Raw genomic sequence first — 17,595 nt, forward strand, 5'->3', positions numbered from 1 at the left:
GCTCCACCAACGCCATCGAGAGCGTCAACGCCCGCATCCGCAAGGCCGTCCGGGCCCGCGGCCACTTCCCGAACGAGACCGCCGCCCTGAAGTGTGTGTTCATGGCCCTGATGAGCCTCGATCCCACCGGGCAGGGCCGCAAGAGATGGACCATGCGCTGGAAGGCGCCGTTGAACGCCTTCCAGATCGCCTTCGAAGGCCGCCTTACCCCTGCCAACCTCTGAACAATTCAACAACCAAGATCAGCCGTTAAGTTGACACTCCCGGCAGCAACGCCCCCCGGACATCACAACGCCGCCCACCCACGACGTGACCGACCTCAACGATCAGCGAACCGTCCATCGAAGACCCGTCGTTGCCGGCATGATCAGCGAATACCACCACGCCGCTTAACCGCAGCTCAGGCCACGTAACTCAATATTCGAGCGGCACAGGTATAGGCGTCCACTGATCCGCGACGCGGTCCGCCTCGCCGCATAAACGGACTGCATGACGCCTGCATAAACGGATATCAGGGAACGATTCACCGCGCGGGTCGGATACGCGTTCGAGGCGAAACGCCGTGAGCTGCGATAACGCTGAATGCCACCGAACGGAACGTATGCACTCTTTCCTTACCAGCGAGTATGCCTCAGCGCGGAGGGCCCACCGACCTCAGAGTCGGAGGGCCCCTTTCGCTGGCTCGCCCGGCCGGATTAGCGCTTGATGTCGTAGCTGTGGCCCACAGCCTTGGGGTAGGAGCTGGGGCAGTGAGCGTACGCAGTGCGCGCGAGCTTGTCGCCCGCGTTCACCTTCCAGGAGCTGTAGACCTTCTTCTTCGCGGTGCCGCTAGCGCAAGTGGCGACTGCGCGGACGTAGCCTCCACCGCCCGAGCAATTCGCCCAGGTGTAGGCGTGCTGATACCCAACTCCGCTGTTGCAGCCGCTGGGGAGCGGCTCGGCCTGGGCGGCGGACGGCATCATCGTGATGGTGGCCGCAGTCAGCATCGTGGCTGCAAGACCAAAGATCGTCTTCTTCATCTGCGCGATCCTAGGCAGCTACGCGCCTTGACGTACCGATCGCGCGTAAATATCCCCCTGTAGGGGGAGAGACTGCCAGGGGTCTCTCCCCTGCAGGGACCAGAAGCCTGCTCCCCCTGCCATCCCCGCTCGCAGCTCACAGGGCGACCGCGAGCGCGTGCCCTCACGCCAGCGGCTACGGCACCCACCCGAGTACCTCAATGCCAAGTACCTTGACGACCGCCGCCGCCTGCGCCTGCACGACCGTCGAGTCCGCCGTGTTCGATACGATGCGCGCCGACCGGAACCCTGCCCCGGCCTCGCCAGCGATCGCGACGACTGGAGGCGCGGTGAAGGTGCCGGCGAGCCAGGTGAAGGTCGCGTTGCCGTCGCCGTCGGTCACCCTGTGCCCGCGTTCCATGCAGGGACCTGCTGGGGCGGCCTTGCCGGGCGGCCCCTGCGGTCCGAGCGGCCCTGCCGGTGCGAGGATGGCGGCGCTGCCGCTGGTGCCGCGCATTCCGCCGCCGTGGTGTAGGTGACGGTCACGGTCCCAGCCGAAGCGGTGACCGACAGCGGCCTGGTCAGGACCGCGTCACTGTCGCAGGCGACCGGCCAGGACACGGATTCCCCCTCGTGCAAGGTCGAGGCACCGTCCGCGGTGCTGACCTGTTCGTCGCCTCCCCACGCGACGAACGTGACCGCCTGCAGGAGTGCCACGCCGTCAGCGCTCCACGATCCGCCCGCGGGAACCTCGATGCGGTGGGCCTGCACCGTGACCGGGGGGTGCGCCCTCGACCGGGCAGGCGGCCGGTGCGATCGGCGTGTACTGCGGTGAGGTCGTCGGTGTAGGTGCCGAGCGTCGTGAGTGTGCCGTCGTCGGCGACCGCGATCAGCTCGATGTGCTCGGTGTCGCCGATGCCGTCGCCGTCGGTGTCGTCGCATCGGCACTCCTGGAACACCGCGACGGGCTGATCATGATCGGGTCGGAATATGCCCATGGTGCCGGTCGTGGTGTGAGTGGTGGCGCCGTCAAGGAGGGGGTCGACGACGGCGGTGACGCCGCCCAGGGCCTCGCCCGCGGCCGTCGCCGCGCCGGACCAGTCGAGCCCTGCCCCGGCTCTCGGCTGGCGGGGAGGCTGTGTCCTTGCGGCTCGGGGATACGATGCGACACTACGACCTGCACTACACCGGACAGACAAGAGCTGCGCCGCTTCCGATGAGGTGCCGAGCCCGCCGCGACAAGCGGAAGCGCACGCCCTCATCCCTGGTGGAGCGGATCACTGTAGTGCGCCTGACCACGAAGTGGCTGATCAGTGAGCACACGCGATTCGTCCAGGGCTCTCACTCACGTGATGCCGCCTGACGATGGCGGGCTTTGGCCTTGGTATGACTTGAGAGGATCGTTGCGCTGGATATCGATCGTACGAGCGCGGGTGTCGTCCAGGCGTTGCGCGGGGCAGGTCGACCTCGGGCGAGAGTGGGGGGAGAGCGTGGCGCCGAGCCGTGCCAGCGCCTGGTCCATACCGGCGATCACCTCCTGGCGTTCCCTGCTGAGGTTGCTCGCTCCGGCGAGCATGGCCGCCTGATGGGCCTGCACGAGGAACTTGGAGGTGGTGGTCTTGCCGTTGTCTAGGGCCGGCCACGATGAGATGGCGCGGACCCCGGCGGGTGGTGAGAGTGGGCCGCAGCATGTGCTCGCTGCGGTCGAGCACATGGCGGATCACGCTGCCGCACTCGGCCACACCGCCAGCGGTGACGGGCAGGTCAATGGCGACCTCGTGGACAGGCAGGCCCCTACCGTCGCTGCTGCCGGCTTTGTCAAAGTAGATGGTGCCTTCGCCGATCACGGTGATGCGGGCGTGGGCACGTAGGCCCGGTTCGAGTGGATCCAGAGGCAGGGAACCGGCGATCTCGGCCAGGTTGGCGAATGCGTCGGTGGCGGTGAGGAAACCCGGGAAGGCCTGCCGCACGCCCGGGTGAGCACTCAAGGCGCTTCACGCCGACGACCCCGGGACATATCGGCAGGCCGTGTCGAAGGACAGCTCAAGCACCTGACGGAGATCTACGACGCCTGCTTCTTCAACAGTCTCGGTCCGTCGCAGTCGCCGGGTTGATCGCGCAGCAGGGGCGTGACAGCGGCCTATGAGGCGCGCACCAGGCGGTTCTCGTAGGCGAAGATCACAGCCTGGACCCTGTCACGAAGCCGGAGCTTGGCCAGGATGCGGCCGACATGGGTCTTCACCGTGCCCTCGGACAGGAACAACAGGCCGGCGATCTCGGCGTTGGACCGGCCGAGCGCGATCTGGTGGAGGATCTCGCGTTCTCTCGGGGTGAGCGCGGCCAGCGGGTCGGGCTCCGCGTGGAGGACGGGCAAGTCGGCGGCGACATGGTCGATGAGCCGGCGGGTGGTGGACGGGGCGATGACCGCGTCGCCGCGGTGCACGGTGCGGATGGCGGCCAGCAGGTCTTCCGGCGGCGCGTCCTTGACCAGGAAGCCGCTGGCCCCGGCTCGTAGCGCCGCGAAGGCGTACTCGTCGAGATCGAACGTGGTGAGCACGACCACCCGGGGCGCGGGCCCGGTGCCGGCGAGCAGGCGGCGGGTCGCCTCGACCCCGCCCATGCGCGGCATCCGGACATCCATGAGGACGACGTCGGCGGTGGTGACGGCCAGCTTCTCCAGCGCTTCCGCGCCGTCGCCGGCCTCGCCGGCCACCGTCATGTCGGGCTGGGCCTCGACCACCATCACGAAGCCGGCCCGGACCATAGCCTGGTCGTCGACGAAAAACACTCTGATCGTCACGTCTGCTCCGTTCGCTGGAGGTAGGGCAGGCGGGCGGACACGTGAAACCCGCCGGTCGTCGCCGGTCCGGCGGCAACCGTACCGCCGAAGGCCTGGAACCGCTCGCGCATGCCGACCAGGCCGAGCCCGGTGCCGCCGGGCGGGCGGGAATCCCCGGGGCCGTCGTCCTGGACCTGGACGGCGAGCCCGGCGCTTCCCCAGCTGAGCACCACCTGGGCCCGGCGGCCGGCGCCCGCGTGCTTGAGCGTGTTCGTCAGCGACTCCTGGACCAGCCGGTAGACGGCCAGTTCGGCGGCGGGACTGAGCCGCCGCTCGGCGCCGTCCTGCCGGAACGTCACCGCGAGCCCGGCGGCTCTGGTGCCCTCCAGCAGCCGGGGCAGCTCGGCCAGCGTCGGCGCGGAGCCGGCCGATTCGGACTCCAGCGGCGTCTCGGCGCGCAGCACGCCCAGCAGGCCGCGCATGTCGGCGAGCGCGTGGCGGCCGGCGTCGGCGATCGTGGTGAGGATGCCGGCGGCCCGGTCCGGGTTGGTGCGCACCGCGTACGTGCCGCCCTGCGCCTGGCTGATCACCACCGACAGCGAATGGGACACCACGTCGTGGATCTCCCTGGCGATCCGGGCGCGCTCGTCGTGCACGGCCCGCCGGGCGCGTTCCTCCCGGTCGGCCTCGGCCCTGCGGGCGCGGTCCTCCAGCGATTCCAGGTACGCGCGTTGCGTCCGCCGCCACAGGCCGAAGCTCCACATCATCATCGTCACGGCGAGCAGGAAGAGGAACACGAACGCCGGGGGCAGGCCGGACGCCTCCCGCGGATTGAGCCAGAACCGCAGACCGACCGCGGCGGACCCGAGCAGGGCCGCGACCGGCCCCCATCCCAGCGCACGCCGTGATCCGTAGGCGCACATCGAGTAGAGCGACCACGGGAACACCAGCATCGACGGGGGCAGCAGCAGACCTCCCGCGCCGGCGAGCATCGCCGCGCATCCGGCGGCGACCGCGCCGAAGGACGCCAGCGGCGCGGTACGGCGCAGCGCCATCGCGGAGTGGGCCAGCAGCGCGCCGGCGAACGCCACCGGCGACGGGCCGGGCGCGATGGTCAGCACGACCCAGGTCCAGCCGAGCAGCGGCAGGCCCACCAGCGTCGCGAGCGCGGCGTCGGCGGCCGGCGTCGGCGTCCTGACCTGTGCGAGCAGCCTTCCGATCACCTGTGACATGGCTCCGAGTCTACGAACGCGCCGGGGGAGGCCGCGTCTGCCTGCGGGCCCGCCCGTGTACGCCTGAGGTCGCATCTTTCCCGGCCGGCAGGCAGACGCGGGAACCGCGTCCGTGGCGGGAGTGTGGAGCACCGGACGACATCGAATGGAGAGTCATGAGGCATCGATCACCCGTCGCGGGCCATCTCGCCGCGGGCTGGGCGGCGGCGTACGCGGGACTGCGCGCCTACTGGAGCATGGGCGGCGAGTGGCTCGCGGCCCGCTGCACCCCCATCGAGGCCGCCACCGCGGCGGATCAGTGCGCCGGCCGGCCGCTGCCGCAGCTCGACGGCCTGGCCGGCTGGGGGAGCGTGCTCGCGCTGGCGGGGCTGGCCGTGCTCGCACTGGCCACGGTGCGGCCCTTCGGGCGTCGCCTGCCACGCACCGCCCTGCTCGCGGCGATCTGGGTCGGCACGCTGGCGCTGCTGTGCTTCGGCGGCCAGATCCTGCTGCTCAACCTGCTGCGGGTGCTCCTGTGGGTCGCCGGGCTGCCCGGCTGGGCGGCCGAGCCGTACTGGACGCTGGTCGTCGACCAGCTCATCGTGCTCGCGGGTGTCGGCGCACTCGCCGTCGCCGCCTGGTCCTTCCAGCGCCGTACGCGGCCGGGGTTGACGGACGCGCGAGCCACCGGCCGGCGGCTGCGCGTGTACGGCTGGACGGCGGCGCTCGCGCCGTTGCCCTACGCGACGCTCAAGGCGGTGTGGGCCCTGGGCCACCCGGTGGGCGGCTACCAGGAGTCCGGGCTGGCGGGCGCGCACCATTGGTACAGCCCGCTGACCGACTTCAGCGTGACCATCCCGGTGTTCGGGGCGCTGTGCGCGGTCGCGCTGATCCAGGGCTGGGCACGTTGGGTGCCCCGGCCGCTGGTGCTGGCCGCCGGCTGGACCGGTGGGGTGGGGCTGCTGTCCATGGGGCTGCCCGCGGCGGTGACCACGCTCGGCGCGCTCGCCGGTCTCAGCGAGCTCCCGAGCGCGCCCGGCAGCGCGAACCCGTGGGTGTTCGGTGTGACGTACGGCGGATTCCTGGTCTGGGGCGCGGCCCTGGTCGGGCTGATCACCTGCTATCAGGCACTCAGCCGGCGCCCGGAGCAGCTCCGGGCCGTCCGGCCCGCCGCGCGGAAGGAGAGCATGCGATGAGGAAGAGACTGACGTGCGTCTTGGCGGTCCTGGCGCTGCTCACGACCGTGCAACCGCAGGCACAGGCCGCGGCCGTGTCATGCGCGGGCGCGACCGAGCGCTGCGACGCCACGCTGGAGACGCCGCTGGACCCGGCGGACCCGGCGGGCGAGAAGCTTTCGATCGCCTACACCTGGGTTCCGGCCACGGACCGGACGCGCCCGCCCACCGGCACGATCCTCGTCCTGCCCGGCGGGCCCGCGCCCTCCCTATGGGCGGTCGACAGCACCAGGGCCTGGCTCGGGCCCGCCCTGGAGCACCAGAACCTGCTCATGCTCGATCAGCGTGGCTGGGGCGGGTCGAGCCCGCTGGCCTGCCCGGGACTCGACCTGACCGAGCCGGCTAGCGTACATGACTGCGCGGGCCGCGGCCGCTTCTTCAACACCGCCCATGCGGCACGTGACATCGAAGCGCTGCGCGCCACGCTCGGAGTGCCGAAGCTGACCGTCTACGGCTATTCCTGGGGCACGCTGCTCGCTCAGGCGTACGCGGCCCGATACCCAGACAGGATCCGCGCGGTGCTGCTCGACAGCGTGCTGTCGGTCGACTCCCGCGGCTACGCGGACATGTCGTTCGCCCCCGCCGCGCGACGCGGCGTGGCCAACCTCGATGCCATCTGCCGGCCGTCAGCGCGGTGCCGGCGTCTGCCCGGCCGGCCGGCCGAGCGCTGGACGGCGCTGATCAAGCGACTGCGGTCGCACCCCGACCCGAAGGTTTCGGTTCGCGACCTGGCCCGTCTCACCGGCAACCTGGCCGATCCGAGCATCGGCCGGGAAGCCGGCGCAGCCGCCGACGCCTTCCTGCGCGGCGACTCCGCGCCCCTGCACCGCCTGGTGACCAGCTTCCCCGACCCGGGGGCGATGCCCAGCAGCCCGGCACAGCTGGCTTACGTCTGCGCGGACTCGGCGTTGCCGTACGACCGGGCGGCCGGTCCGGCGCGGCGGCGCGAGCAACTGGAACGATACCGGTCCCGGCAGCCATCGCGTCCCTACACGGCTGCGGAGGCGTTCGGGGCGGCAGGAGAGGCCGCCGACTGGTGTCTCACCTGGCCCGCACCGAACCCGGCGCCGCCGGTGCCCGCGAAGGCCGCCTACCCGTGGGTGCCCGCGCTAGCCGTCGGCGGCCAGTTCGACACGACCACCCCGCCGGGCAACGCAGCCCGCGCGGCGCGGCGGTTCGGCGGTACGGCCGTGACGGTGCCGTTCGGCGCGCACGTCGGCGCCTCGGCCGGGCAGAGCGGCTACCGTCTGTGCCTGCGATCCGCCGTGCGTTCGTTCGTGACCCGCTTCGACGCCCCCGCGGGGGCGGGCGGCTGCAGCGCGGAGAACTACCGGGCGATGGGCCGCTTCCCGCGCACCTCCGGTGAGCTGCCGCGGCCCCGTGTCCAGGGGCTCGGCCACGAGCAGCGGAAGTTGCTGGCCGCGGCGTTCGCCACGGTGGACGACGCGCTGGCAGCCCGCAACCCCAACGTGGCGATGCCGCCGGGAGACGCCGCCGCCCCCGGGCTGCGCGGCGGGCGGATCGACCACCGCGCCGGCGTGACGCGCCTGGTCGCCGCTCGGTTCGTCGCCGACGTCGCGGTGACGGGGGAGATCCGCACCGGCGACGCCGGGCGGGCCACGGCGGCCGTGGAGATCTCCCGAGCCGGGTCGACGGTGAAGGCGGTCATCACCTGGACGCCGTTCGAGGCGACCGACCGGCCGATGGTCAACGGCACCCTTGACGGGGTCGCCTTCCGAGCCGCGGTCCCGAGGCACTAAGAATGTCCTGAAGATCTTGGTGGTCTGGCCAGGTGGGATTTCAGGATTCAGACTCGGGTCATGATGGGCCGTCGGAGGAGTCCAGCCGGTGCCTGAGGTGTGGGCTGTGTGCCGGGAGATGATCCCGGCACGGAGCATGTTCGCGTTCCTGGCCGAGCATCGTGGGGTTGTTCCCGCCGCAGGCGTTCACGGATATGTACGCGCCGGTCAACGGACGTCCGTCGGTGCCGCCGGGCCTGCTGGCCACGGTCGTCGTCCTGCAAGCCCTGTAGGGAGTGTCCGATGAGGAGGCCGTCGCTGCTGACCTACTTCCGGCGCCGGTTGGCCCGCTCATCGGACCCCGACCGCATCTTTCGGGCCGTCCGCACCGTGGTGGAGCATACCGGGGTGCTGACCGGCCGCACCCGGCGGGCGCTGGATTCGACGGTGCTGCTGGACGCGGTCGCCACCCAGGACACCATCACCCAGCTGATCGCCGCGATCCGCCGCCGTCAAGACGAGCACGGCCCTCCACCAGCAGCAGATTCCCGGCTCCGCATCGGGCCTCCAGTTTCTCCGCCGCGCGGGGGCGAGGCTTCTCTACCAGCTCGATGACCCCGCTGTCCTTGTGGCCCGGCCTCAGTAGCCATCACAACACGCGAAGAGGCCAGCTGCGCCTGATAGGCGCGGCCGAGCACGGTCACGCCGGGCAGAGCCAACGACAACTGCTCCAGCGGATTCACCGCCGGATACAGGTTGTCGCCGAACGCGACATACACCTGTCCGCCCACACCACCCAGATGGTCGGCGCCGTTGAGCAGAGAGGTGAGGTCCCCGTAGGCGCCCTTCTGGGTCACCCACTCCACTGTCATCCCCGTTACGGGCCCCTCGCCCGGCAGGGGAAGGCCCGCTGCCCGAAGGTACTGCTCGCCACCGCCGGCCAGGGCCTGGCGCGCCCATGAGACGAACGGCTCGTAATACGGGTGGTAGACGATCACGACGCGGGCGGGGCCCAGCACGCCCGCGGCGACCACCACCCTCGCCTGCTCAAATGTCCCGCCCGCCGTCGGCGGTTCCCAGCCGAGACAGACGTGGAGATCGGTGGAGATCGCGGGCAGCGAAACCGTGTTGGTGATCACCCGCAGGTGGTCGCTGTGGGGGCCGCTCACGGTCGTCATGAAGTACTCCGACAAGGAGCGGGACGAGGCATTCGACGAAATCGCGCAGGAGCCGGGCATCTCGACTGTGCTCGTCACGAGCTACATGATCCCCCGATGGGGAGCGGTGCAGCTGACCGACGCCATCACAGTGATGTCCTCCCGTGCGCATCTTCCCCGAACCGAGCACAAGCCGGCGACCAGGTGGAACAGGTATCGAAGACAGGCTCGGGAGCCGTGGTTTCAAGCGAAGACCGGACAGTCCAGAGTGGCCGAGACAGAGTTGCGCTTTCTCACTGATGCGCTGCGACGGGGGACTGCTCACCCACAATAGAGGGGCCAGGAGCTCCTACGCCACGTGAGGAGCGAAGCTGGCCGGCCTTCATGCAGCACAAAGGGCTCACCGTACCGCCGGAGGCTTGCCTACGAGTCTCCAGGCGCCGCTAGCAGCTCTGCCTGGTCCGGGTCAGCACCGACAAGCAGAAGACCCAACGCCAGCACGACGCCCTCGACCCGATCTGCCTGAAGGTGTTCGAGGAGAAGATCAGCGGCAACCTAGCCACCGACGACCGGCCCACACTGCTGGAGGCGCTGTCCTACCTGCGCGACGGGGACATGCTGACCGTCCAGGAGGTCGACCGGCTCCGCCGCAACCTCCTGGAAGGGCTCATCGTCCTCAACGACCTGTTCCAGCGCGACATCGCGGTCAAGGCGCTGGAGGGCATCGCGGCCGGCGAGCACACCGAGCGCTCCCTCATCCTCGACCTGGCCCTGGCCCTGTCAGAAGGCCGGCGCCGCGACATCGTCCGCAAGACCAAGAACGGCCTGGAGGCGGCCCGCCGCCGCGGCCGGGTCGGCGGCCGCCCGCCTGTGGTCGACGACGACAAACGCGCCGCCATCCTCGCCCGCCGCCAGCGCGGGGAATCCATCCGCACCCTCGCCGCCGGAGTCGGCGTCGTTCACAAGACCCTCACAGACGCCAAGGATTCGTAGGCCGCCCCGGCAACCAGCCGGATCGGAACGGCGAGTGGCGATAGGCCGCGCCCCGACGCCTCGCTAACGCCACTGGCCGTTCCGTTGCCGCTCGACCCCGTCGCCGCGGCGAAGGCCGCCGCCGATCCGGCCTGGCTGGTCGAAATGATGCGCGGCTGCACCGGATGACCTCAGGAAAGCGTCGAGAGTTGATCTTGATGCCGGTTCGATGGCCGTCCGCTCGGGTCGCTGCGACCGGCACGGCGAAGGTCAGGGCTGGGCAACCTCGGGCGCCACTGAGCCGTTCACGACCCAGCGTCCCTGCGAGTGACCCAGAGGTTCCCCTGGCTCAGCACCCAGACCTCGCGGGTGCCAGGACGCTGGGACAGCCGCATGCCCAGCCCGAAATCCTCCTCCGTATCGGGTAGCTTGATCGGCTCGTGACGCCGGCCGGTGACGTGTTCGAGGGCGGTGTCGTCGAGGGAGGTGAGCCAGACGCCACCCTGCCCATCCGGGGCCAGGTCGGCCTCTCTGTTGGGCAGTGCCACCTTCCCCGTGTGCCACGACCAGGCCGAGCCGTTCCAATGGGCCAGGACCTGCCGCCCGGGCTCGGACTCGTCGCTCGCGTACCAGGTCCAGTAGGCGGCCACCCAGACGTCATCAGGCCCGGTCGCGACCATGCTGTCGCACGCGAGCCAGGCCCTCGGCTCTCCCTTCGGATGGGGCAGCGCCAGGTCGGGAACGCGCTGCCACCGCCCGCGATCCCATCGTGCGAGCTGGATGCGACGTGCACCCTGGACCCCCGCCGCCCAGAGCGCGCGCCCATGCCCTCGCGCGAGCACGTCAGCCTCCGCCACCGGCGTGTGAGCGGAGAGCTTCCCCTTGCTCAGCCGGACGGTTCTCCCCCGGGAGTCGATGAACCACGGATCGGTGCCGCTGACGGTCAGCGCCTTGGCCTCCTCGGCCGGGTCCTCCGTTCGGACGGTCCGCGCCTCCCAGCCGCTGCCGTTCCATCGAGCCACGCAGGACACGTGGTCATTCTTCTCCAGTCGCTTGCCGTATACCCACAGGCTGCCGTCCTCGGTCACGTCGACCTTGGACAGGTGGTCCGAGCACCTCCGCGGCGGAGCGACCACATGCCACGTACCCGCCTCGTACCGCCACACCTTCCCCCGGCGCTCGGTGTCGGTCGTGACCAGGCACCCCTGTTCCTTGTCCAGATAAGGCTCAACCGGCACCTCGGCCGTGCCGACCACCCAGACTGTCCCGTCCCGCTTGACCGCCAGGTCGTCGGGAAACCCGTCCTTGACGGCCTTGGCGAGCTGCCAGTCATCGACGCGATCGGTGTAGGCGGTCTTCTCCGGCCCCGTGGGCGGCAGCCGGCCGTCACAGATGGGGGTGGATGTCGGCTTGGCCAGGGCGGTCGGGGACGGTGGGGCCGCCGCCGACGTGGCCGAGCAACCGCAGAGGAGGATCGACACTGCCAGCACGGCCGCACGTAAGGATCCGGGCATCGGGCCACTTTCAAAGATCATTTCATGCCCCTTCGTGCGTTGGATCCTCCATGCTGCCAAGGTGAGGTGCGGGCCGGCGATCATGCGCGAGGTAGTGCAGGGGATCACGCCTGCCGTACGGACCCTGTCGCTGTCCCGACGAATCGGATCGCGTCCCGCGTCCTGACGTCGTCCTCCGGTCTCAGGTGCCCGGTCGTCGCGGTCATGAGCCCCACCGTTCAGTCCCAAGCTGGATACAAGACGCCTCCTTGATCCTTCCGAACATGACGTTCAAGCAGCTCGCATGGCCAGCGGCCCTGCTGGCCATGGCCTCATGCCTCACCTTCTCCGCCACTACGGCGACCGCGGCGGCCGTCCCCGCGCCCAGGTCCGCCGCGATGGCCTTACGGCCAGCCACACCTCGGCCTTTCAGGTGGCGATGGCCTGCTCGTCGCGTTCCAGGGCGCGCCGGGCCGGTACCTGCACCACGCATGATCACGAACGGGGCGGTCGACCGTGGCGTGCATGGCTGGATCGCCGACGAGTGCGGCCGCTCCACCGTCAAGAACAGCCTGGCCATCCTCGTACGCGTCATGGAGCAAGCCGTGCGCGACGGCATCATCGACCGCAACCCCGCCCGTGTGTCCGGCTGGCAACGCGAGTACAAGAGGGCCGAAGACGAACTGGACGACCCGCGCACGCTGGCGCTGCCGAACTGGGCGGCGCTGGAGCGGCTCTCCCATGCGCTCGTAGCACGTTCGGCCGACCACTTCCCGGGCTGGGGACAGGTCATCGTCTTCGCCGCCTGCACGACCGCACGCATCGGTGAGGTCTCGGGGGTACGTGCGGGAGACATCGACACCCACACGTGGACCTGGACGGTTCGCAGGCAGACCACGCCGAGTCCCGGTGGGCTGGCGGACAAGGGGACGAAGGGCAAGCGGGCCCGGCGAGTGCCACTCATCGCCGAGGTTCGCGATCTGGTGCTCACGCGGTTGCAAGTCACCGGAAACGATCCAATGGCCCGCTTGTTCACGGGCCCGAGGGGCGGTCGCATCACGACGGCGGTACTGCGTGATGCCACGCACTGGGACGAGGTGGTGGCCGCGCTCGGTTATGAGCACCTGCGCCGTCACGATCTTCACCACACCGGCCTGACGTGGATGGCCGAAGCGGGAGTGCCCGTGCACGTTCTTCGTAAGATCGCCGGTCACGGGTCCCTGACGACCACGCAGTGCTATCTCCACCCGGACGGCGCTTCCATCGCCGCCGCGGGTAACGCCCTCAGCGCCCACCTTTCAGGGGGCTGGTCCCAAACTGGTCCCAAACTGAGAGCGGTCTAGATCATCGATCAAGGTTGAGTGATCAACAGAAAAGGCCAGCCGACCTGGGCTTTCACCCAAATTGGCTGGCCTTTCGCAACCGTCGGGACGACAGGATTTGAACCTGCGACCCCTTGACCCCCAGTCAAGTGCGCTACCAAGCTGCGCTACGTCCCGGTTGTGTCGGCCGCCCCCTGCGGGGCGGGACGTCATAACCTTAGCGCACATCGGAGGTAGGCGCGTACACGGAAAGCGGGAGCGGAGGGCGTGGTGGGGCGGAGGCCGAGCGTTGATCGGGCGGAGCTGGCGCGGCTGGTGGCCGGCGGGATGAGCGTGCAGGAGCTGGCCGCTCATTTCGGGGTGTCCGAGTCGGGGGTGCTCCAGGCCAAGCGGGCCGCCGGGCTGGCCAAGCCGATGCTCGACCACAGTGCCGCCGTACCGTGGAAGCTGTCGCGCGTGCACGCGCAGTCCGGGCCGGCCACCAATCTGCGGAACCTGTCGGCGGCGGCGCAGGGGAAGCCGCCGGCGGCGGAGCGGTTGAACACGGCGCTGCGGTGGGCGCAGCGGCTCGTGGACGCGGGGCTCGACGTCCGGTACGACGCGACTGAGGGGTTCAGTGAGGTTCCGGCGTCACCTGCGGGCTCGCACGTCGCGACGGTGCTGGAGGCCGCCAGGAAAGGGCTTGCAGCTCACTGAGCACGCGAGTTTCGACGGCCTTGATCGTGGGCAGTCGCAGGTCTCATTACAGAGACCGGAGGCGAACATCAATGACCACCTTGATCTGGGTGGCCGTCGTCGTGGTCGCGGTGGTGGCGCTCGCCGCAGTGGGCTATGTCGTGCTACAGCAGCAACGCCGCAGCCGTCTCCGCGAACGTTTCGGCCCTGAGTACGAGCGTACGGTGGCCGAGAGTGACAACCGGCGTGAGGCCGAGCGGGAGCTCATCGCCCGCGAGCAGCGCCATTCCGAGCTCGACATCCGGCCGCTGCCGGAGGAGACGCGCGACGCGTACGCCAACCGGTGGACCGAGGTCCAGGAGCGTTTCGTCGACGCCCCCGGGTTCGCGGTGACCGAGGCGGACCAGCTCGTCACCTCGGTGATGGCGGACCGTGGCTACCCCACGGACGACTTCGAGCAGCGGCTGTCCGATCTGTCGGTCGGGCACGCGGCCACTCTCGACCACTACAGGACGGCCCACGAGATCAGCGGGCGGGCGGCCAGGAAGGAAGCCTCGACCGAGGAGCTCCGGCAGGCCATGGTTCACTACCGCGCGCTGTTCGAGGAACTGCTGCACGAGACCACGCGAGGGCGGTGAACGTAGATGAGCAGCAGCAGTAGCAGAAGAAGTGAGGACGAGCTCAAGGTCCCGTCGCAGCGGTCGGACGAGGCCGGCAGGGACGACGAGCACAGGGACCTCACCGACGGGTCCGGCGACCGTTACGACGACACCACCGGACGGCACGACGGCGGCTACCCGAACGACGCCGGTCACACCCCGGCGAGCCACGGGTACGCCCCCGCGGTCCCCGACCGGGACCATGACGACGAGCCGTCCTACAAGGACCCCTATGCGAGCACCGGCGACGCCGGCGACCTGCCGACCGAGCCGCACCGCGAGACCCCTCTGGGACATGGTGCCGATCACCACTCCCCCGACCCCGACCCCGACCCCGCTCACGCCGGCGTCCCCGCCGACGAGACGCCCGGGCACGAGACCTCCCGGGACGTGCTGTCCGGAACCGGGGCACGCCACGACACGCCAGGGACCGACCGGTCCGACGACGTGCTCGTGCACAGCGACCGGTCCGACGACGTGCTGGTCCACGGCGACCGGCCCGAGGACAGGTCGGTGCACGGCGACCGGCCCCACGACGAACTGGCCCATCACGGGCAGGCCCAGGACGACGTCCTGGTCCACGGCGAGCGGGACGACGACGATCTCGCGCGCGACGACCTGATCACTGCTGGAGCGGCCCGCGACGGGCTGGCGACCGACGGCGGTCTCACCGACAACCGTCGCACCGACAACGATCTCACCGGCGGTGAGTTCGGCGAGGGCGGGCGGCCGGTCGAGGGGGCTCCCCTAGAAGGGGCGCCCGTCCAGGGAGCGCCCGTCGAGGGCGCTCCGGTCGAAGACGTTCCCTCGCACGCGGCCCCTCAGGAGGTCGCCCTGTTCGACCAGGACCCCGCCGAGGTGCAGGCCCGCTGGCGGGACGTCCAGGCGTCCTTCGTGGACGACCCCGCCGAGGCGATCCAGCGCGCGGACGGCCTGGTAGGCGAGGTGGTGGAGTCGCTGACCAACTCCCTCACCAGCCGTACCGGCGCTCTGCGCGAACGCTGGAAGGACGTCGACTCCCCCGACACCGAGGACCTGCGTCAGGCGTTCCGCGACTACCGCAACGTCCTGGAGCAATTGCTCGCGCTGTCCACGCATAATCTGACCCCCGAAACGAGGAGGTGATCGGCATGCTCGCAGTCGTCGCAGCGATCATCTTCGGGTTGGGCTTCCTGCTCGACCTCGTGGGTGTGAAGATCGGCGGGATCTCCGGCATGACGTTCGTCCTGCTGGGGCTGACCTTGCTGGCCCTGCATCAGGCAGGCGTCGGCACGGCGAGCATCCGCGGCGGGACCGGCCACTGGCGCGGCCGCAGCCGCCGCTGAGCAGGCTACCGACCAGCCGCTGAGCGCGCTGTCCGGGCGCCGAGCAGCTACTAACCAGCCTGAGAACGCTGTCCGGGTGGGAGGCCAAACGGCCTCCCACCCGAAACACCCAAACACCCAAACACCCCAAAGAACTAAATAGCGCAAAAAATCCGAAAAAACGGGCCTAGGTGAAGAAGCGGGGCCAGGCGAAGGAGCCGGTCCCGGTGGAGAAGCGGGGTCAGGCAAAGGAGCGGGCCCTGGTGAAGAAGCGGGGCCAAGCGAAGAAGCAGGTCACCCCTTACCGGGGAACCTCATGATCACGGTGCTCCCGCCGCTCCCCACCCGCAACGTGAAATCAGAGGACAGCAGCCGCGCCACCCACAACCCCATCCCCCCCACCGCCCCCGGCAGCGGCCCCGGCTTCCAGAAGCCCTCGTCGTGCACCTCGACCACCAGGTCCCCGCTGATCACCCAGGTCCGCATGGCCGCCCGGTCGGCCCCGTGCGTGACCGCGTTGGTCGCCACCTCGTTGACCGCGATGACGAAGTCGCCGACCGCCTCCTCGGGCATCCCCACGGCGCGGGCCTCGTCCTCGGCGAACTGCCGGACCTCCGGCAGGTCCGGCAGGCGGAAGCGCAGCTCCTTCACGGGCACGCCGGGTGGCGGGCTCGTGTAGCCCGACTGAGGCTCGACGTCCTCGTTCACCCGGCGACTCGCCTTTCTCTCACAGCCGGCCAGCGGCTAACCGACCAGCAGCTCACTGCGGAGCTGGTCGAGTACCTTACGGAGAATCCGTGAGACGTGCATCTGCGAGATGCCGAACTCGGCGGCGATCTCGGCCTGCGTCATGTTGCCGAAGAAGCGCAGCAGCAGGATGTGCTTCTCGCGGCTGGGCAGCGCGTCGATGAGCGGCTTGACGGCCTCGCGGTCGACCATGGTGCTCAGCGTGTCGTCGTCCTCGGGGATGACGTCGCCGAGCGAGGCCGCGTCGTCGTCGGTGCCGAGCGGCGCGTCGAGCGACAGCGTGCTGTACGCGGCCGAGGCGTCGAGGGTGAGCAGGACGTCCTCCTCCGAGATGTTCATCTTCGCGGCCAGCTCGGCCACGGTCGGGGACCTGCCGAGGTCCTGGCTGAGGTCGGCGACGAGCCGGTTGAGCTCGGACCGTCGCTCCTGGTAGAGACGCGGGACCCGGATGGCCCAGGTGCGGTCGCGGAAGTGCCGCTTGACCTCACCGGTCATCGTGACGACGGCGTAGCCCCTGAAGGCGTGGCCGAGGGTCGGGTCGAAGCCGTTGACGGCCTTCATCAGGCCGACGTACGCGGCCTGGAGGAGGTCCTCCAGAGGTTCGCCCCGGTAACGGTAACGCCTGGCGATTTCCATGGCCAGCGGCCGGTGCATCTCCACGATGCGCTCGCGCAGCCGTTCCCTGTGGCTGTCGGGTGTGTCTTCCCTGACCATCTCAGCCAGGAGTTCTTCCGCGGTCATCTCCTCGAGGACGTACTCCTGCACAGCCATCGCTGCTCCTCATATGGGTCGCAGGGCGGCCTCCGCCAGCAGAAAAGCCCAGGCAGAGGCACGCCTCGCTCTACTCTCGAGACGGAAGCCCTCTGCTGGACTTCGGTCCCAGTCTCCCCCCTGCCGCGGGAAGTATTCCTCGGTCGCGTGGTGACAGTAGGGTTGCTTCGTGACAATGCCCGAAAACGGCGAAGGGCCCGTGGCCGCCCTGAGCCTGACGTCATCGCCCGTCGGCGAGATCACCGTCGTCAAGGTCGACGGTGTGCTCGACGCCACGACGCGTGAGCAGTTCGCCGACTACCTGTCGCTGGCCGGAGCCGACCTGATACTCGATCTGGCCGGGGTGACGTTCATGGATTCGCGGGCACTCGGGCTGATCGTCCATCACTGGCAGACGAGCCTCGCCTCACGTGCGAAGTTCGCGCTGGTCGGCGTGGAGTACTCCAAGTCGAAGGTGATGTGGATCACCGGGCTGGCCCAGCGTCTGCCGCTCTACGACACGCTCGACGACGCCCTGGCCGCCATCGGCTGAG

Annotated in this window: 19 protein-coding genes, 1 tRNA gene and 1 pseudogene; 12 read left to right on the forward strand and 9 right to left on the reverse strand. The window is 69.9% G+C overall.

The window, feature by feature from the left end; all coding sequences use genetic code 11:
- Window positions 1-224 (forward strand): transposase (locus tag AB0C33_RS29575; protein WP_358293665.1); only part of this gene is annotated, 224 nt, incomplete at its 5' end.
- Window positions 225-695: 471 nt separating this feature from the next.
- On the opposite strand, the gene AB0C33_RS29580 is transcribed toward AB0C33_RS29575, so the two are convergent.
- Window positions 696-1,019, reverse strand: coding sequence for a hypothetical protein (locus AB0C33_RS29580; RefSeq protein ID WP_358293666.1), 324 nt, complete (start codon window positions 1,017-1,019; stop codon window positions 696-698).
- A gap of 175 nt (window positions 1,020-1,194) precedes the next feature.
- Window positions 1,195-1,401 carry a hypothetical protein gene (locus AB0C33_RS29585; protein ID WP_358293668.1) on the reverse strand — a complete coding sequence of 69 codons (207 nt, stop codon included), beginning with the start codon at window positions 1,399-1,401 and terminating at the stop codon, window positions 1,195-1,197.
- 1,207 nt (window positions 1,402-2,608) lie between these two features.
- Here AB0C33_RS29585 and AB0C33_RS29590 point away from each other — a divergent pair.
- Window positions 2,609-2,869 (forward strand): hypothetical protein, encoded by a 261-nt coding sequence (locus AB0C33_RS29590; protein WP_358293669.1) that lies wholly within the window; start codon window positions 2,609-2,611, stop codon window positions 2,867-2,869.
- A gap of 269 nt (window positions 2,870-3,138) precedes the next feature.
- Here AB0C33_RS29590 and AB0C33_RS29595 read toward each other — a convergent pair whose 3' ends face one another.
- Window positions 3,139-3,798 carry a response regulator transcription factor gene (locus tag AB0C33_RS29595; RefSeq protein WP_358293671.1) on the reverse strand — a complete coding sequence of 220 codons (660 nt, stop codon included), beginning with the start codon at window positions 3,796-3,798 and terminating at the stop codon, window positions 3,139-3,141.
- Window positions 3,795-5,009: a sensor histidine kinase gene (locus tag AB0C33_RS29600; protein WP_358293673.1), complete on the reverse strand. Its 1,215-nt coding sequence runs from the start codon at window positions 5,007-5,009 to the stop codon at window positions 3,795-3,797. The genes AB0C33_RS29595 and AB0C33_RS29600 overlap by 4 nt, the downstream gene beginning before the upstream one ends.
- Window positions 5,010-5,164: 155 nt before the next feature.
- Here AB0C33_RS29600 and AB0C33_RS29605 point away from each other — a divergent pair, with 155 nt between their 5' ends.
- The 3 genes and pseudogenes from AB0C33_RS29605 to AB0C33_RS29615 all read left to right on the forward strand — a co-directional run.
- The gene (locus AB0C33_RS29605; protein ID WP_358293675.1) at window positions 5,165-6,184 is read left to right on the forward strand and encodes a hypothetical protein; all 1,020 of its coding nucleotides are present in this window, start codon (window positions 5,165-5,167) and stop codon (window positions 6,182-6,184) included.
- Window positions 6,181-7,983 (forward strand): alpha/beta fold hydrolase, encoded by a 1,803-nt coding sequence (locus AB0C33_RS29610; protein ID WP_358293677.1) that lies wholly within the window; start codon window positions 6,181-6,183, stop codon window positions 7,981-7,983. The genes AB0C33_RS29605 and AB0C33_RS29610 overlap by 4 nt, the downstream gene beginning before the upstream one ends.
- A 118-nt stretch (window positions 7,984-8,101) precedes the next feature.
- Window positions 8,102-8,472: pseudogene (locus AB0C33_RS29615) on the forward strand (IS5/IS1182 family transposase); the annotation flags it as partial.
- Window positions 8,473-8,474: 2 nt separating this feature from the next.
- On the opposite strand, the gene AB0C33_RS29620 reads toward AB0C33_RS29615, so the two are convergent.
- Window positions 8,475-9,218 (reverse strand): hypothetical protein, encoded by a 744-nt coding sequence (locus AB0C33_RS29620; RefSeq protein WP_358293679.1) that lies wholly within the window; start codon window positions 9,216-9,218, stop codon window positions 8,475-8,477.
- Between the two features lie 357 nt (window positions 9,219-9,575).
- Between AB0C33_RS29620 and AB0C33_RS29625 the strand changes: the two genes are divergently transcribed.
- Complete coding sequence (locus AB0C33_RS29625) at window positions 9,576-10,112, forward strand: recombinase family protein (RefSeq protein WP_358294286.1); 537 nt, start codon at window positions 9,576-9,578, stop codon at window positions 10,110-10,112.
- Between the two features lie 284 nt (window positions 10,113-10,396).
- Here AB0C33_RS29625 and AB0C33_RS29630 read toward each other — a convergent pair whose 3' ends face one another.
- A complete protein-coding gene (locus AB0C33_RS29630) occupies window positions 10,397-11,581 on the reverse strand; it encodes a hypothetical protein (RefSeq protein WP_358293681.1) in 1,185 nt (394 codons plus the stop codon).
- A gap of 494 nt (window positions 11,582-12,075) precedes the next feature.
- Between AB0C33_RS29630 and AB0C33_RS29635 the strand changes: the two genes are divergently transcribed.
- Complete coding sequence (locus AB0C33_RS29635) at window positions 12,076-12,927, forward strand: tyrosine-type recombinase/integrase (RefSeq protein WP_358293682.1); 852 nt, start codon at window positions 12,076-12,078, stop codon at window positions 12,925-12,927.
- An 82-nt stretch (window positions 12,928-13,009) separates the two neighbouring features.
- On the opposite strand, the gene AB0C33_RS29640 is transcribed toward AB0C33_RS29635, so the two are convergent.
- Window positions 13,010-13,083 (reverse strand) — tRNA-Pro (locus AB0C33_RS29640).
- A 90-nt stretch (window positions 13,084-13,173) separates the two neighbouring features.
- Between AB0C33_RS29640 and AB0C33_RS29645 the strand changes: the two genes are divergently transcribed.
- From AB0C33_RS29645 to AB0C33_RS29660, 4 genes are all read left to right on the forward strand, one after another.
- Window positions 13,174-13,602 (forward strand): hypothetical protein, encoded by a 429-nt coding sequence (locus tag AB0C33_RS29645; RefSeq protein ID WP_358293684.1) that lies wholly within the window; start codon window positions 13,174-13,176, stop codon window positions 13,600-13,602.
- Between the two features lie 71 nt (window positions 13,603-13,673).
- Window positions 13,674-14,219 carry a hypothetical protein gene (locus AB0C33_RS29650; protein ID WP_358293686.1) on the forward strand — a complete coding sequence of 182 codons (546 nt, stop codon included), beginning with the start codon at window positions 13,674-13,676 and terminating at the stop codon, window positions 14,217-14,219.
- A 6-nt stretch (window positions 14,220-14,225) separates the two neighbouring features.
- Window positions 14,226-15,365, forward strand: coding sequence for a hypothetical protein (locus tag AB0C33_RS29655; protein ID WP_358293687.1), 1,140 nt, complete (start codon window positions 14,226-14,228; stop codon window positions 15,363-15,365).
- 5 nt (window positions 15,366-15,370) lie between these two features.
- Window positions 15,371-15,565, forward strand: a complete 195-nt coding sequence (locus tag AB0C33_RS29660) for a hypothetical protein (RefSeq protein WP_358293688.1) — start codon at window positions 15,371-15,373, stop codon at window positions 15,563-15,565.
- Between the two features lie 273 nt (window positions 15,566-15,838).
- Here the strand turns inward: AB0C33_RS29660 and AB0C33_RS29665 are convergent, their stop codons facing one another.
- Entirely contained in the window at window positions 15,839-16,252 is a 414-nt protein-coding gene (locus AB0C33_RS29665; RefSeq protein WP_352330973.1) for an ATP-binding protein, read from the reverse strand.
- Between the two features lie 36 nt (window positions 16,253-16,288).
- Window positions 16,289-17,062, reverse strand: a complete 774-nt coding sequence (locus AB0C33_RS29670; RefSeq protein WP_352330971.1) for a SigB/SigF/SigG family RNA polymerase sigma factor — start codon at window positions 17,060-17,062, stop codon at window positions 16,289-16,291.
- Window positions 17,063-17,237: 175 nt separating this feature from the next.
- On the opposite strand from AB0C33_RS29670, the gene AB0C33_RS29675 reads away from it, so the two are divergent.
- The gene (locus AB0C33_RS29675) at window positions 17,238-17,594 is read left to right on the forward strand and encodes an STAS domain-containing protein (protein ID WP_358294288.1); all 357 of its coding nucleotides are present in this window, start codon (window positions 17,238-17,240) and stop codon (window positions 17,592-17,594) included.
- Window position 17,595: the final 1 nt, after the last annotated feature.

The organism is Nonomuraea sp. NPDC048881 (genome assembly GCF_040649795.1).
Classification (GTDB): Bacteria; Actinomycetota; Actinomycetes; order Streptosporangiales; family Streptosporangiaceae; genus Nonomuraea.

Bases quoted from the DNA above. Each gene is read 5' to 3' on its own strand.
- AB0C33_RS29655 (WP_358293687.1), top strand. From the start codon at position 14,226: ATGAGCAGCAGCAGTAGCAGAAGAAGTGAGGACGAGCTCAAGGTCCCG.
- AB0C33_RS29610 (WP_358293677.1), top strand. From the start codon at position 6,181: ATGAGGAAGAGACTGACGTGCGTCTTGGCGGTCCTGGCGCTGCTCACG.
- AB0C33_RS29605 (WP_358293675.1), top strand. From the start codon at position 5,165: ATGAGGCATCGATCACCCGTCGCGGGCCATCTCGCCGCGGGCTGGGCG.
- AB0C33_RS29660 (WP_358293688.1), top strand. From the start codon at position 15,371: ATGCTCGCAGTCGTCGCAGCGATCATCTTCGGGTTGGGCTTCCTGCTC.
- AB0C33_RS29635 (WP_358293682.1), top strand. From the start codon at position 12,076: ATGATCACGAACGGGGCGGTCGACCGTGGCGTGCATGGCTGGATCGCC.
- AB0C33_RS29650 (WP_358293686.1), top strand. From the start codon at position 13,674: ATGACCACCTTGATCTGGGTGGCCGTCGTCGTGGTCGCGGTGGTGGCG.
- AB0C33_RS29580 (WP_358293666.1), bottom strand. From the start codon at position 1,019: ATGAAGAAGACGATCTTTGGTCTTGCAGCCACGATGCTGACTGCGGCC.
- AB0C33_RS29670 (WP_352330971.1), bottom strand. From the start codon at position 17,062: ATGGCTGTGCAGGAGTACGTCCTCGAGGAGATGACCGCGGAAGAACTC.
- AB0C33_RS29675 (WP_358294288.1), top strand. From the start codon at position 17,238: ATGCCCGAAAACGGCGAAGGGCCCGTGGCCGCCCTGAGCCTGACGTCA.
- AB0C33_RS29600 (WP_358293673.1), bottom strand. From the start codon at position 5,009: ATGTCACAGGTGATCGGAAGGCTGCTCGCACAGGTCAGGACGCCGACG.